Source organism: Mesorhizobium sp. CA12 (assembly GCF_020165255.1).
Lineage (GTDB): Bacteria > Pseudomonadota > Alphaproteobacteria > Rhizobiales > Rhizobiaceae > Mesorhizobium.
On record NZ_JAIUHT010000001.1, the window covers coordinates 381950 to 395535 of the forward strand.

The following is a 13586-nucleotide window of genomic DNA, read 5'->3' on the forward strand; positions in this document are numbered from 1 at the left end:
GAGGAGGGCGCCCGCTCCGAAGCGGGCCTCTCGCCGGCTACTGTTTCAGGATCGTGTTCTTGGCGCCTTGCTCGACCTGATCGATCACCAGCAGCTTTACCGGATCGGTGCCGATATTGGTGGCCTGGTGCCACTGGCCGATCATCTCGACGATGAAGTCGCCGGTCTTGTAGGTGTTGGCGGCGCCGGTCTCGACATTGGCGACCCTGAGCGTGCCTTGCTCGACATAGGCATAGCGCGGGAAGGGGTGCTTGTGCACCGGCAGGGTAGCGCCGGGGGCTATCTGGTATGACGAGACTTGAACCTCGACATTCTTTTGCGGCAGCGTGATCGGCTGGCCCGATGCGGTCGTCGTCTTCGCCGCCAGCGGCGTCACCACGACCGGCGTGTTGCCGCTGTCCAAAGCGTTGGCCGCGGTCGCGTAGACGGCGGCTATCGCCAGCAGTGCCGATATTGTGATGTTGCGCATAGTCCCCTCCAAATTTGCCGCACCATCGCCCGACATTGACGCACAAGCATCCTTTTGCAAGCGGCTCTGTCACACGGCGGGACTGTCCTGCCGTTTGGCTGCCCCGGGCCTCGGCGGCCGCAGCAGCAGGGCGAGCGGCACGAGCAGCGCCGTCGCTACCGCGCAATAGAAGAAGACATCGACATAGGCGAGCAGCGAAGCCTGGCGGCCGATCTCCTGGCCGATCCAACCCACGGCCTGTTGCCTGGCCTCGGCCAGCGGCGAGCCTTCGGCGACGAAATGGTCGGTTACCTGGCGAAGCGTCTGCTGATAGGTGTCGCTCGACTGTGCAGTGTGGCTGACCAGCACCGACTGATGGAACTGGGCGTTCTGGGCAATCACCGTGTTGGACAGCGACACGCCGATGCTGCCGCCGAGGTTGCGCGCGACATTGATCAGCGAGGACGCCTGATCGGTCTTCTGCGGCGGCAGGCCGACATAGGCGGCGGTCGAGATCGGGATGAACAGGAACGGCAGGCCGATCATCATATAGACGCGCGCATAGGCGAAGAAACCGAAGCTGGCATCGGGCGTCAGCGAAGTCGTGTGCCAGAGCGCGACCGCGACCACCGACATGCCCAGCATGATGAGATAGCGCGGCTGAACGATACCGGCGGCAAAGCCCGAAATCGGCATCAGCATCAGCATGGCGATGCCGCCCGGCATCATCGACAGGCCGGATAGGGTGGCGGTGTAGTCGAAGGTCGTCTGCTGCAGCTGCGGCAAAAGCTGGGTGGTGCTGAAGAGCACCGCGCCCACCGCCATCATGACCAGGAACGACATGCCGAACTGACGGCTGAAAAGCAGGCGGATGTCGACGATCGGATCGCGCCTCGTCCACTCCCAAGGAACAAGCAGCAGGAACGACACCGCCGAGATCACGGCGAAGATGGTGATGAAGGTCGAGGCGAACCAGTCGTTGCGCTGGCCCTCATCGAGAAAGACTTCGAGGCAACCGAGCGCCATCGCCACCAGGATGAAGCCGATCCAGTCGACCTTCAGCCCCTTGCTCAGCCGCTCGCGGCGCTCGCGCTCGAGAATGTCGGGCTCGATCACCAGCCATTGCACGAGCGCCAGCGACATGATGCCGAACGGCACATTGATGAAGAAGATCCAATGCCACGAGAAATTGTCCGTCAGCCAGCCGCCGATGGTCGGGCCGACCGTTGGCGCAACGATGACCGCAATGCCGTAGAGGGCAAAAGCCTGGGAGCGCTTCTCCGGCGGAAAAGTGTCGGCGAGGATCGACTGCTCGCTCGGCGCCATGCCGCCGCCGCCGAGTCCCTGCAGGATGCGGAAGGCGATCAGCGTCGGCAGATTGGGGGCCAGCCCGCACAGCAGCGATGCGAGCGTGAAGGTCGCCACGCAGATCATGTAATAGCGCTTGCGGCCGATGACGCTGGCGAGCCAGCCGCTGACCGGAATGATGACGGAGTTGGCGACGAGATAGGTGGTGATCACCCATGTGCTTTCATCCATGCCGGCGGCCAGGCTGCCGGCAATGTTGCGCAGCGCGACATTGGCGATCGAGGTGTCGAGCACCAGCATGAAGGTGGCGATCGAGACGACGATCGCGATGAGCCATGGGTTGCGCCCGCCGGCCGCCGACCGGCTTTGGTCGCCCTGGACTGTTGCGGCATCGCTCATCTGACCTTGACCGTCGGCACCACAGACATGCCGGGACCGAGATAGACGCCCGGCGGTTGGTCGAAGACGATCTTGACCGGCACGCGCTGCACCACCTTGACGAAATTGCCGGTGGCGTTTTCGGCCGGGAGCAGGCTGAACGCCGTGCCGCTGCCGGCCTGGACGCTGTCGACATGGCCATGGAAGGTCTTTTCCGGATAGGCGTCGATGGCGATGTCGACGGGCTGGCCCGGCCGCATCAGGTCGAGCTGCGTCTCCTTGAAATTCGCTTTCACCCAGACGTCCTTGGGCACGAACATCATCAGCACCTGGCCGGGCTGCGCATAGGTGCCTTTCGCCGCCGTGATGTTGGTGGCATGGCCCGCCACGGGCGCCGTGATCATCGTGCGGGCGAGAGTGGTCCTGGCCTGATCCTCGGTGGCTTCAGCCTGCCGAAGCTTGGCCTCGGCGCTCTTGCCTTGTGCCTGCAGAACCGCAACCTGGCTTTTCGCCGCCTCGGCATTGGCGTTGGCGGCATCGAGCGCTGCCTGGTCCTGGCGCAAGGTCGAAGCGGCCTGCTGTGCCTGTTGTTGCGTCGCCGTGCCCTTGGCGAGCAGCTCGCGGTTGCGCTGGTCCTCGGATTTGGCGAATTCGAACGCGGCCTGCGCCTGGGCCACCTGCTTTCCGGCGACATCGATCTTGGCGTTCTGCGCCTGGGTCTGGGCCTGGACGTTGGCGATCTCGGCCTGCGCCGCCGCCACGCCGGCTTGTGCCTGCTTGAGCGAGCCCTGGTAGTCGCTGTCGTCGATGCGCAGAAGCACGGCGCCGGCCTCGACCGGCTGGTTGTCGGTCACGGCAACGTCGGTGATGCGCCCGGCAATTTCCGCGCCGACCGTTACCGTTCGCGCGTCGATGAAGGCGTCGTCGGTCCATTCATAGTGCCGTGCGTTGATCCACCAGATCACCACCGCCGCGACGACCAACAAGACGAGGATCGCGATGAGCGTCGCTATGTAGGGGTGGCGTTTGATGAGACCGGGCTTGTTGCCGTCGGGCGAACCGTCATTCGCCTGCCTGTCTTGCGCCTGCTCGTCGTCGCGCTTGTCTTCTACGGGTCTGTCTTCGACGCGCTTGTCGTCGCCCGGCGGGCGTTGCTGCCGATCGGACCGCGGCTGAGCACGCGATTCTTCGGCGGGAGCGGTTTCGCGCTCTTTTCTGGCAGTTTTTGCGTCCAAGGCAACGGATCCCAGATATCGTCGACCCCTCTCGCAGCAGGGTCAACGGGTGTTTTCCGCAAAGGTTCCTGTCGCCGGATGCCGGGTTCACCTCAGTCCCGCCGGAGGCATTGGCCTGCAAATGGATGATGGCAGCGTCGCTGCGCGAGTAATAGGATCGTCGCTGCGACCGAAACCTCAGGGAGGGGCTGCTCATGCAGTCTCCGATGGAAAAGGACAAAAGCTCAACTCGGCCATTGCCGGGAGAAGCGGAACGTCGGGCCAGGCTGCAAAAAATGCAGGGGCTGCGAAGCCTGCGATCTTACGGCTCCTGCCTTCGGCTTGACCCAAGCGCCCAGTTTCACGATCTGATCGATTGTACCGCGCTGCTGGAACTGTTGAATGAAGGCAACGACGGACATCGACGGCGAACCGCCGCGCTCCCAAGCCACCTGGCTTGCTAGCCTCGCACCGGGGCCGCCGGCCCTGGCAAGCAGCGGCGAACGCTTACAAGTCAGGCGGCTGCATCCCACAGCAGGACATTCGAGCCCGCCTGCCGTTGGCATTCTGTTCGACCGCGGGGATAAGCTCAATCGACCCTAAATCATCGCGCGATCTGACAGGTCCCAAGCCGTGCAAGGACAAGCAACGCGAAATCCGAAATGCTGCCGCCCGACAGCACCAACGAATGGGACCGGAACAAGGTCCATGGCGATGGGGACAGCATTGGGATCGAAGAGGACGAGGCCTAGCCGGCGACGACAGCGGGTCGTCACCTCGGCGAAGCGGCCCGGCAAGGCTGGCGGGGTAGAACCAGTCAGGCCGGGCCTGACCAGCAAGGCTCGCAACGCTCCGGCTGAGATCGAGCCTATCAGCCCGACCCAAGATTCTTGCCATACGAATGGAGGATGCCTAGCCAGCCAGTGGGAAACCAAGACCCGCCTTGCCAATAAATCGACGGTTGTTCCTGGAACTACGGTGACCGAACTGCCCGTGCGGGTGTAGACGTTTGGCGGCTGCAGCCGTCTTCGCCGACGGTGAATGGAAGTCCGTGTAGGCCGCCACTCAATCCAACGGGATTGGCGGATAGGCTGCTGAGTGCAAGCTGCGTTTGTACCTCGCCAAGATTTCCTCTTCGATTTCGTCGATCGCCAGCGTTAGTGCACGTTGATTGTTGGCGTCGACGTCAATGATCGACCGGCCGCGTGCCGTCAGCAAGCCGCATACGCGCGCCACGACGGTGGCCGACTGAAGCCTTTTGTCCAATCCGGTTTCGAACAAACGCTCGGCAAAGGTGTGGCTCTTCTGTCTCCGGTGAAGCCGCTCGATGAGAAGTTGCTCGCAGGCGTCGATTCTAACCACCACGTCCGACTCCGGGATGAAATCCAGCGCGTGTGCAAGGCACGTCTCATCTGCTGTTCCACTGAAGCAGGCGAGCATCGAAACCGCCTGAACGAAGGCTTCGTCGAAAATAAGAATTTCCTCGCTGGCGGCAGATTGGCGCCATGCGCGGGCAAGGCGGAGAACGTATTGACTTAGCCTGATGCGCCAGATCACGTTTCTGGGAGGCAGTGTGTGCACCAGGTTTGCGCGAATTCTGAAGTCGACGGCATTTGCGGATGGGCGACAGGCCATGCCAATCGAGCGTGCAGCCGCGCGAGCGACTCGACACATCGCAGTGACAATGCCGCCGGGGTCCAGCATGGATCGGTGAACAACCCGCCGGTCAGTGAGAACAATCCGTGCAGGGTGTCCGTGAGCCCGCAACTGTTCATAGAGCGCATGCGCAAATGTCGTTTTGCCTGACCCAGCCGGACCTGCGAATTCAACAATCATGCGTTAGGAACCCCGCTGGCCTGGCTACATGTCGTATCGGGGGACCATCTTCGGCGACCGCAGCTCCTGAGCCATTTTCGCCGCCTGGAAGGTTGTCATCAGAACGTAGGTCGTTTCACCTTCGGTCGAGTTTATGGCCAAGACCACGCGGCCAATCTCGTCACTCATGGCGCAAGACCAGTCTTTGACAGCAATCGCTCGTTTCCAGGCCATTTGCCCCTGCCTTTCCTTCGCAAGGTTATTTGGCCTCGTGAAGACCAGCAATTTGGACTGAATGCCCATTCCGTTGGGCCTAACGTCGTTGTCTGCGTTAGTTCAATTGGTGAGCAATCGAGATGCCAGGCTTCAGATTTGGCGGAATTACGGTGGCTAATGATCAGAGCCAGCGCTCCTGGAGCAATGTGAGGCTGCACCGTCACTGTAATTCGGGCGCAACCGCCTTGGTTGTTTGCAACGCGTGGGAACGTCTCGAATGACTGCGCGTTCTTTCGTCACGGTCACATTTCATTGGGACCTAACCGGAGGATATTCAAATGAAAATCAAGATGCTCTGCATGAGCGCAGTTGCGCTCGCAATGATGGGTAGTGCCGCGATGGCCGGTAGTAGCACCGGCACGTCTGCGCTCGACGACCCGGCCAAGATGTCGCCGTTCTTCACCGACGCTGGCATGAAAACATTGAGAACCGAGGCGGATTTCAAGACTGCCTGGATGGCCATGAAGCCGGATGAGCGTACAGCGATTTTGAAAGACTGCGGCGACGCAACCATCAACAAGGCGCACGCGGACTTCTGCGCGATGGCCAAGAAGATGGGAGGCTGAAGCCTCCCCTCTATGAGCACATCACACCGTTCTCCCGCTAGGGAATGATCCCAATGCGCTCGGGTGACGGGTTGAGGCGGTCGATTCCGCATGGATGCGGCCGCCGTTTAAAACCCGCTGCCTTGCCATGGGGCGGCGGGTTTTTTTGGCGGGCGCCTGCCCTCAATTCTGCATCGCCAGCATCTGGAAACAGACAACAATCAGACGGTTTCGGCACAGTCGTGGATGCGCTTGACGGACATTACCTTGAGGTTGAACCTCGAGCGTGCCGGAATGTGGACCGCTGGGGAAAGGCCGGGCTTTGAAAACGTCGAGATACAAGGCGTTCCGAGTGGAACTTGGCTCCCCGGGCCGGATTCGAACCAGCGACCAACCGGTTAACAGCCGGTTGCTCTACCACTGAGCTACCGGGGAACGGAGGCTCTGACGTGAGTGGCGCAGCCTATAGCAAACACCTTTCGGCTTTGCAAAGAAGCATTTCGCAATTTTTCTCCAGTTTTTGATGCGGCTATTTGTGCCATCGTTCGGCGCGCCCACATATGAAGGGCTTCACACCGGCGCGGAACAAGGTGGCCGGTTGTCGTCTTGATATGGCTTAGGCAGCAGATGGGATCTGGCTTGAATGACCGCAGCGGATGATGACAACGCCCCGGCGCGGAAGATTTCGATCTTCGGCCGCGAGTTCACCATGCCGCGCTCGCGCGGCTGGCGAATCGCGATCGGCATGCTGCTTACGCTCGGCGGGCTTCTGGGCTTTCTGCCGATTCTCGGTTTCTGGATGATTCCGCTCGGTCTCCTGGTTCTATCCTATGAATTCGCGATGATCCGACGCCACCGGCGGCGTTTCGTCGTCTGGTGGGAACGCCGGCGGCGGCCCGACTGAGAGCACGGGGCGGCCTCTGCCGCAGTGATTCCGGACCCATGAAACCGATTGGTAATCACCACTTTGGCGCTCGATGCGAAAGCGCCGGGAATGACGCGCGAGCGCTTGACGACCTTTGAGCGCCAACATAATGAGTTCGCTCGGAACGCCGGGAGCATTGCGAGGCCTCGTGGCGGAGTGGTTACGCAGAGGACTGCAAATCCTTGCACCCCGGTTCGATTCCGGGCGAGGCCTCCAGATGCTTGCGGGCTCCAGCGCAATCGCGCCGGAGCGGGGTTCCGGTTGAAGTTTTGGCCGCGCGCCTGGCGCGGGGAGCGGATTGTTGGGACATGAACGCTGATTTCTCCGAACGCCGCGTGAAAATGGTCGACGGCCAGATCCGCACCACAGACGTGACCAGCGCGCCGCTCATCGAAGCGATGCTGAGCGTTCCGCGCGAGGCCTTTGTCGGCGCCGGACAGCAGGATCTGGCCTATATCGACGAAGACATCCGCATTTCCGACGGCGCCAATGGCAGCGGCGCACGCTACCTGATGGAGCCGTCGCCGCTCGCCAAGCTTTTGCAGCTGGCCGAGATCGACGCGAGCGATTCGGTGCTCGATGTCGGTTGCGGCACCGGCTATTCCGCCGCGTTGCTGTCCAGGCTCGCGCGTTCCGTCGTCGCGCTGGAGAGCGATGCAGCGCTGGCGGAGGCCGCGAAATCAACACTTTCCAGCCTTGGCTGCCAAAACGTCACGGTCGTTACCGGGCCGCTGCCGCAAGGGCAGGCCGCCAAAGGGCCCTACAACGTCATCTTCATCGGCGGCAGCGTCGAGGAAGTGCCGCAGGCATTGCTTGACCAGCTCGCGGAAGATGGACGCCTGGTTGCGGTCGAAGGGCGTGGCAACTCTGGCGTGGCCCGGCTGTTTGTCAAGGCAGGGGGGGTTGTAACCGGAAGGCGTGCCTTTAATGCGGCAATTAAGCCACTACCGGGCTTCGAACGTGCTCACGCATTTGAATTCTGAGCGTTTTTGCCTTGCAGCGAAGGCGCTGTCATGATCGCTTGCGCCTGACAATCGTTGCTGATTTGGTTAACCGGGTGTTTTTGGGAGGCCGTCAGCGGGGGAACGATAAACAACGCGGCGCTGGCCGATCCGTAAGGGTAGGTTGGCGTGGCGTGGTTCCCATGCAAAACGAATGAGGGATATAACGTGCCGCCTCTACGCAAGAGTATTTTAGTAGCTATCCTTGTTTCGGCCACCGCGCTTGCGCCGCTGGCCGCCTCCGCCGAAACCATCACGGGCGCGCTCGCCAAAGCCTATCAGTACAATTCGCAGCTCAACGCGGCCCGCGCCGGCGTTCGCGTCACCGATGAGGGCGTGGCCATCGCCAAGTCGGGCTGGCGCCCGACCGTCACCGGTTCGGCTAACATCGACTACACCAACATACATGGCTTTGGCACCAGCCGGAGATTAACGACGGGCAGCTTCGGAGTGCAGATCAACCAGACGCTGTTCGACGGGTTTCAGACCAAGAACAATGTCGCCGCCGCCGAATCGCAGGTGAAGGCCTCGGTCGAAAGCCTGCGCAACACCGAAGAGAATATCCTGTTCAATGCGGCGAGCGCCTATATGGACGTGATTCGCGACCGCCAGGTCGCGGCGTTGACCGAGCAAAACCTGCAGTTCCTGACCGAGCAGGCGCGCGCCGCCCGCTCGCGCTTCGAGGTCGGCGAGGGCACCCGCACCGACGTGGCCCAGGCCGATGCCTCGCGCGCGACGGCCGTGGCGCAGCTGAGCGCCGCCCGCGCGACGGCGCTGGCGAGCGCCGCCACCTATCACCAGATCGTCGGCGACGAGCCGGGCAAGCTCAAGGCAGCCTCGCCGCTTGGCAAGCTGCTGCCGGGTAGCGTCGATTCCGCCTTGGCCATCGCTTCCGCCGAACATCCCGCCATTCTTGCCACACAGCACCTCGTCGATGCCGCGGCTTTTGCGGTGAAGTCGTCGGAAGGCGCACTGCTGCCGCAGCTTACGGCTTCCGCCGGCGTTTCGGACAACTACACCCACACCGTTCCCAGTTCCATCACCAGTCCTAACGGTAGTTCGACATCGGCCAATATCGGCGCTTCGCTCACCATTCCGATCTATTCGGGTGGCCGGACCTCGGCGCTGGTGCGGCAGAGCAAGGAATCACTGGGCGAGGCGCGCATCCAGGTCGATGTCAGCCGCGACCAGGTGCGCCAGGCCGTGGTCTCGGCCTGGACGCAATATGTCGCCGCGCGCCAGAGCGTGGATGCCAACAGGCAGGTGATCGATGCCGCGCAACTGGCGCTCAACGGCGTCATCGAGGAGCGCAATGTCGGCCAGCGCACGACGCTGGACGTGTTGAACGCGCAGAACGCCGTCATCACTGCCAAGATCAACCAGGCCAGTTCCGAGCGCGACGTGGTGGTGGCGAGCTATGCCATCCTGTCGGCGATGGGCCGGCTGTCGGTCGACCGTCTTGGCCTGGCAGTCGCCAAATACCGGCCGGAAGAGCACTACAACGCCGTCAAGGACAAGTGGATCGGATTGCGCACGCCCGACGGGCGCTGATTGCCGACAGCATGCTTCCTGCGAGCGCCGCGTGTCCGATGGACGCGCGGCGTTTGTCTTTCCGGGAGACTCATTCGGCTGCGCGCCGCCTAATCTGTTGAAATCCAACGTGTCCCCAGATTGGGGATTCTCGGATGACGATCGGTCGGTTACGCTGTTTCCATTGATTCGAATTCCGGCCCGGGCAGGACGGAATTCTTGGGCGGGTCAAGTTCTTGAACGGTCGGTTCTGGAACAGGTCAAGTTCTTGGACAGGTCACTAGGGCGGCGGATGTGACGATGGCGACGGCAAGCAGCGCGCAGCGCGAACCTTCCATGGAAGAGATACTGGCTTCCATCCGAAGGATCATCGAAGACAGCGACACCGGGCGCAAGCAACCGGCCGAGGCCGGCGAGCTGCGCCAGGATTTGGAGCCGGCCGCGGCTGGCGCGCCGGTTGTCGAGGTTGATGCCTTTCGTTCCGAATTGCATGCCGACACCCGCAAGCCGCCGACGCTGGCCGAGGTCCAGGCCCAGCTTGCGGCGACCGATCCAGTGCTGCCGCGCGCCGCCCGCGCCGAGCCGGTGAAGACTGCGCCTACGGCTGCGCCGACGGTTGAGCTTGAGAGTACTGCGCCGGGCGCGCAAGCGGCCGCAGGCAAGCCAGCCGCGGCAAATGCGCCGCAGACGGCCGAGACCATTGTCGCCGACTGGCGGCGCGAAATAGCGGCGGTCGGCGGCAGCACGGTCACCGCGAGACCGGCCATCCGGGTCTCGGAAGCCGCGCCGAAGGCCGAGGTCGAGAAGGAAGAGCCGGCGTTCGAAGATTCCGCGCCTGTAGGCGCGTCCCGGGCCTCCGAACCGGAGGCGCAGCCGGCCCGGCCCGCGATCCTTTCCGAGCATACGGGCCGGCAGGTCGCAGCAGCCTTTGGCGAGCTTTCCGATGCTTTTGCCAGCCGCGGCAAGAAAAGCTTCGACGAGATGGCCGAGGAGATGCTGCGGCCGATGCTGCAGGATTGGCTCGACAACAACCTGCCGACGCTGGTCGAAAGGCTGGTACGCGAGGAGATCGAGCGCGTGGCGCGCGGGGCGCAGTAACCGCCGCAACATGCAGGCTGACAAGCGCCGCCTTGGGGCGGCGCTTTTGTTTAAGGTGCTTGGATGAACGCGTCTGTCCTGGCTTAGCCGGCATTGCCGCTGGCCGCGGCAGACCTATCTGTGGAAAGCGATCGCTGCTCTCGCGGTTGACTCGGCCAAGACCTTCCGATTTACACCGGACGCTTGTTCCCGACAGTTCGGACCTCCTCCATGCTTGATAAGACCTACGACGCCAAAGCCGTCGAGCCGAAGATCGCCAAAATCTGGGAAGAGGCAGACGCCTTCCGGGCCGGCGCCGGCGCGGAGGAAGGGGCCGAAGCCTTCACCATCGTCATCCCGCCGCCGAACGTCACCGGCTCGCTGCATATGGGCCATGCGCTCAACAATACGCTGCAGGACATTCTGGTGCGCTTCGAGCGCATGCGCGGCAAGAACGTGCTCTGGCAGCCCGGCATGGATCACGCCGGCATCGCCACGCAGATGGTGGTCGAGCGTCAGCTCATGGAAAAGCAGATCCACCGCCGCGATCTGACGCGCGAAGAGTTCATTGAGAAGGTTTGGGAGTGGAAGGCCGAATCCGGCGGCGCGATCTTCAACCAGCTGAAGCGGCTCGGCGCTTCGGCCGACTGGTCGCGCGAACGCTTCACCATGGACGAAGGCCTGTCCAAGGCCGTGCTCGAAGTCTTCGTCACCCTCTACAAGGAAGGCCTTATCTACAAGGACAAGCGCCTTGTGAACTGGGACCCGAAGCTGCTCACCGCCATTTCCGACCTCGAGGTCGAGCAGCACGAGGTGAACGGCAATCTCTGGCACTTCCGCTATCCGATCGACGGCGAAGCGTTCGACCCTGAGAACCCGAAGACCTTCATCACGGTCGCCACGACGCGTCCCGAGACGATGCTCGGCGACACGGCCGTGGCCGTGCATCCCGATGACGAGCGCTTCTCCGGTCTGGTCGGCCGCAACGTCGTGCTGCCGATCGTCGGCCGCAAGATACCGATCGTCGCCGACGAGTATTCCGATCCGGAAAAAGGCTCCGGCGCGGTCAAGATCACGCCGGCGCATGACTTCAACGACTTCGAGGTCGGCAAGCGTCACAAGCTGCCGGCGATCAACATCCTGACGGTCGAAGCGGCCATCAAGCTGAAGGACAATGAGGACTTCCTGGCCGGCCTAGAGGTCACGCCGGAGCGCCAGGCGGTGTGGGACGAGCTGGATGGGCTCGATCGCTTCACGGCGCGCAAGAAGATCGTCGAGCTGATGGAGGCCGGCGGCTTCCTCGACAAGATCGAGCCGCACCGGCACACCGTGCCGCATGGCGACCGCGGCGGCGTACCGATCGAGCCGTTCCTGACCGACCAGTGGTATGTGAATGCCGCCGAGCTCGCCAAGCCGGCGATCGCCTCGGTGCGCGAGGGCCGTACCAACTTCGTGCCGAAGAATTGGGAAAAGACCTATTTCGACTGGATGGAGAACATCCAGCCCTGGTGCATATCGCGCCAGCTGTGGTGGGGTCACCAGATTCCGGCCTGGTACGGACCGGACGGGCACGTCTTCGTCGAGAAGACCGGGGAAGAGGCGCTTGCTGCGGCAATCGAATATTACCTGGCGCTGGAAGGGCCGTGGAAGGGCTGGGTCGAGGACAAGCTCGAGAACTTCCAGCCCGGCGAGATCCTGACCCGCGACGAGGACGTGCTCGACACCTGGTTCTCGTCGGCGCTGTGGCCGTTCTCGACGCTCGGCTGGCCCGACCAGACGCCGGAGCTCAAGACCTATTACCAGACCGACGTGCTGGTGACCGGCTTCGACATCATCTTCTTCTGGGTCGCCCGCATGATGATGATGGGCCTGCACTTCATGGACGAGGAGCCGTTCCACACCGTCTATGTACACGCGCTGGTGCGCGACAAGAACGGGCAGAAGATGTCGAAGTCGAAAGGCAACGTCATCGATCCGCTCGACCTGATCGACGAATATGGCGCCGATGCGCTGCGCTTCACGCTGACCGTCATGGCGGCGCAAGGCCGCGACGTGAAGCTCGATCCGGCGCGCATCGCCGGCTACCGCAATTTCGGCACCAAGCTGTGGAACGCGACGCGCTTCGCCGAGATGAACGAGGTCGCGCGCAACGACGAGTTCTGGCTGAACGACGCCAAGCTGCCGGTCAACCGCTGGATCCTGACCGAGCTGACGCGGGCGGCGCGCGCGGTCACCGAAGGCATCACCAGCTATCGTTTCAATGAAGCGGCGGGTGCTGCCTACCGTTTCGTCTGGAACCTGTTCTGCGACTGGTACCTGGAACTATTGAAGCCGGTTTTCATGGGCACGGACGAGGCTGCCAAGGCCGAGAGCCGGGCCTGCGTCGCCTTCGTGCTGGACGAAATCTACAAGCTCCTGCATCCGATGATGCCGTTCATGACCGAGGAATTGTGGGCGCAGACCGCGGGCGAGGGCAAGGAGCGCTCGTCGCTGCTTTGCCACGCCGCGTGGCCGTCGCCCGACTTCGAGGATGAGGAGGCCGCCGCCGACATCAACTGGCTGGTCGATCTCGTCTCGGGCGTCCGCTCAGTGCGCTCGGAGATGAATGTGCCGCCGGCGGCAATCGCGCCGCTCACGGTGATCGGCGCCAACACGCTGACGCAGGAGCGGCTGGAGCGCCACGCGCAGGCGATCAAGCGGCTGGCGCGTGTCGGCAATATCGCGCTCGGCGATGCGCCGCCGCAAGGTTCGGCGCAGATCGTGATCAACGAGGCGACGGTAAGCCTGCCGCTCGGCAGCCTGATCGATCTCCAGGCCGAGGCCGCGCGGCTGCAGAAGGAACTGGCGAAGGTCACCGAGGAAATCGCCCGCCTGCACAAGAAGCTTTCGAACGAAAAGTTCGTCGCCAACGCACCTGAAGAAGTGGTCGAGGCAGAGCGCGAGAAACTCGCCGAATATCGCGAGGCGCAGGAGAAGCTTTCGGTGGCTTTGACCAGGGTCCGCGACGCCGGCTGAACGGCAAGATTCGCCGCCGCTCCGAAGGCGCTTTCCGGTACGTTAGCTGCCTCG

At 62.8% G+C, this 13586-nt stretch carries 11 protein-coding genes and 2 tRNA genes; 7 read left to right on the plus strand and 6 right to left on the minus strand.

Annotated features, from left to right (window positions below):
* Positions 1-37: 37 nt before the first annotated feature.
* From LB520_RS01785 to LB520_RS01805, 5 genes are all read right to left on the minus strand, one after another.
* Entirely contained in the window at positions 38-469 is a 432-nt protein-coding gene (locus tag LB520_RS01785; RefSeq protein WP_140840507.1) for a cupin domain-containing protein, read from the minus strand.
* 69 nt (positions 470-538) lie between these two features.
* Positions 539-2155, minus strand: coding sequence for a DHA2 family efflux MFS transporter permease subunit (locus LB520_RS01790; RefSeq protein WP_224522632.1), 1617 nt, complete (start codon positions 2153-2155; stop codon positions 539-541).
* On the minus strand, positions 2152-3369 hold the full coding sequence (locus tag LB520_RS01795; RefSeq protein WP_224636221.1) for an HlyD family secretion protein: 1218 nt from the start codon (positions 3367-3369) through the stop codon (positions 2152-2154). Before LB520_RS01795 ends, LB520_RS01790 begins: the two co-directional genes overlap by 4 nt.
* A gap of 1044 nt (positions 3370-4413) precedes the next feature.
* On the minus strand, positions 4414-5184 hold the full coding sequence (locus LB520_RS01800; protein ID WP_224631782.1) for an AAA family ATPase: 771 nt from the start codon (positions 5182-5184) through the stop codon (positions 4414-4416).
* Between the two features lie 24 nt (positions 5185-5208).
* Entirely contained in the window at positions 5209-5466 is a 258-nt protein-coding gene (locus tag LB520_RS01805; protein WP_176476901.1) for a hypothetical protein, read from the minus strand.
* Positions 5467-5717: 251 nt separating this feature from the next.
* On the opposite strand from LB520_RS01805, the gene LB520_RS01810 reads away from it, so the two are divergent.
* Complete coding sequence (locus LB520_RS01810) at positions 5718-6005, plus strand: hypothetical protein (RefSeq protein WP_095765001.1); 288 nt, start codon at positions 5718-5720, stop codon at positions 6003-6005.
* A gap of 339 nt (positions 6006-6344) precedes the next feature.
* Here LB520_RS01810 and LB520_RS01815 read toward each other — a convergent pair.
* Positions 6345-6419, minus strand: a tRNA-Asn gene (locus tag LB520_RS01815).
* Between the two features lie 208 nt (positions 6420-6627).
* Between LB520_RS01815 and LB520_RS01820 the strand changes: the two genes are divergently transcribed.
* The 6 genes from LB520_RS01820 to LB520_RS01845 all read left to right on the plus strand — a co-directional run bounded on the left by LB520_RS01820 (position 6628) and on the right by LB520_RS01845 (position 13532).
* Positions 6628-6888, plus strand: a complete 261-nt coding sequence (locus LB520_RS01820) for a hypothetical protein (protein ID WP_095765002.1) — start codon at positions 6628-6630, stop codon at positions 6886-6888.
* Between the two features lie 163 nt (positions 6889-7051).
* Positions 7052-7125 (plus strand) — tRNA-Cys (locus tag LB520_RS01825).
* 92 nt (positions 7126-7217) lie between these two features.
* On the plus strand, positions 7218-7892 hold the full coding sequence (locus LB520_RS01830) for a protein-L-isoaspartate O-methyltransferase family protein (protein ID WP_224636223.1): 675 nt from the start codon (positions 7218-7220) through the stop codon (positions 7890-7892).
* Between the two features lie 186 nt (positions 7893-8078).
* On the plus strand, positions 8079-9461 hold the full coding sequence (locus tag LB520_RS01835; protein WP_224636224.1) for a TolC family outer membrane protein: 1383 nt from the start codon (positions 8079-8081) through the stop codon (positions 9459-9461).
* Between the two features lie 279 nt (positions 9462-9740).
* The gene (locus LB520_RS01840; protein WP_224636225.1) at positions 9741-10538 is read left to right on the plus strand and encodes a PopZ family protein; all 798 of its coding nucleotides are present in this window, start codon (positions 9741-9743) and stop codon (positions 10536-10538) included.
* Positions 10539-10748: 210 nt separating this feature from the next.
* Positions 10749-13532: a valine--tRNA ligase gene (locus LB520_RS01845; RefSeq protein ID WP_224636226.1), complete on the plus strand. Its 2784-nt coding sequence runs from the start codon at positions 10749-10751 to the stop codon at positions 13530-13532.
* Positions 13533-13586: the final 54 nt, after the last annotated feature.

Bases quoted from the DNA above. Each gene is read 5' to 3' on its own strand.
- LB520_RS01845 (WP_224636226.1), top strand. From the start codon at position 10,749: ATGCTTGATAAGACCTACGACGCCAAAGCCGTCGAGCCGAAGATCGCC.
- LB520_RS01805 (WP_176476901.1), bottom strand. From the start codon at position 5,466: ATGGGCATTCAGTCCAAATTGCTGGTCTTCACGAGGCCAAATAACCTT.
- LB520_RS01830 (WP_224636223.1), top strand. From the start codon at position 7,218: ATGAACGCTGATTTCTCCGAACGCCGCGTGAAAATGGTCGACGGCCAG.
- LB520_RS01820 (WP_095765002.1), top strand. From the start codon at position 6,628: ATGACCGCAGCGGATGATGACAACGCCCCGGCGCGGAAGATTTCGATC.
- LB520_RS01790 (WP_224522632.1), bottom strand. From the start codon at position 2,155: ATGAGCGATGCCGCAACAGTCCAGGGCGACCAAAGCCGGTCGGCGGCC.
- LB520_RS01785 (WP_140840507.1), bottom strand. From the start codon at position 469: ATGCGCAACATCACAATATCGGCACTGCTGGCGATAGCCGCCGTCTAC.
- LB520_RS01810 (WP_095765001.1), top strand. From the start codon at position 5,718: ATGAAAATCAAGATGCTCTGCATGAGCGCAGTTGCGCTCGCAATGATG.
- LB520_RS01840 (WP_224636225.1), top strand. From the start codon at position 9,741: ATGGCGACGGCAAGCAGCGCGCAGCGCGAACCTTCCATGGAAGAGATA.
- LB520_RS01800 (WP_224631782.1), bottom strand. From the start codon at position 5,184: ATGATTGTTGAATTCGCAGGTCCGGCTGGGTCAGGCAAAACGACATTT.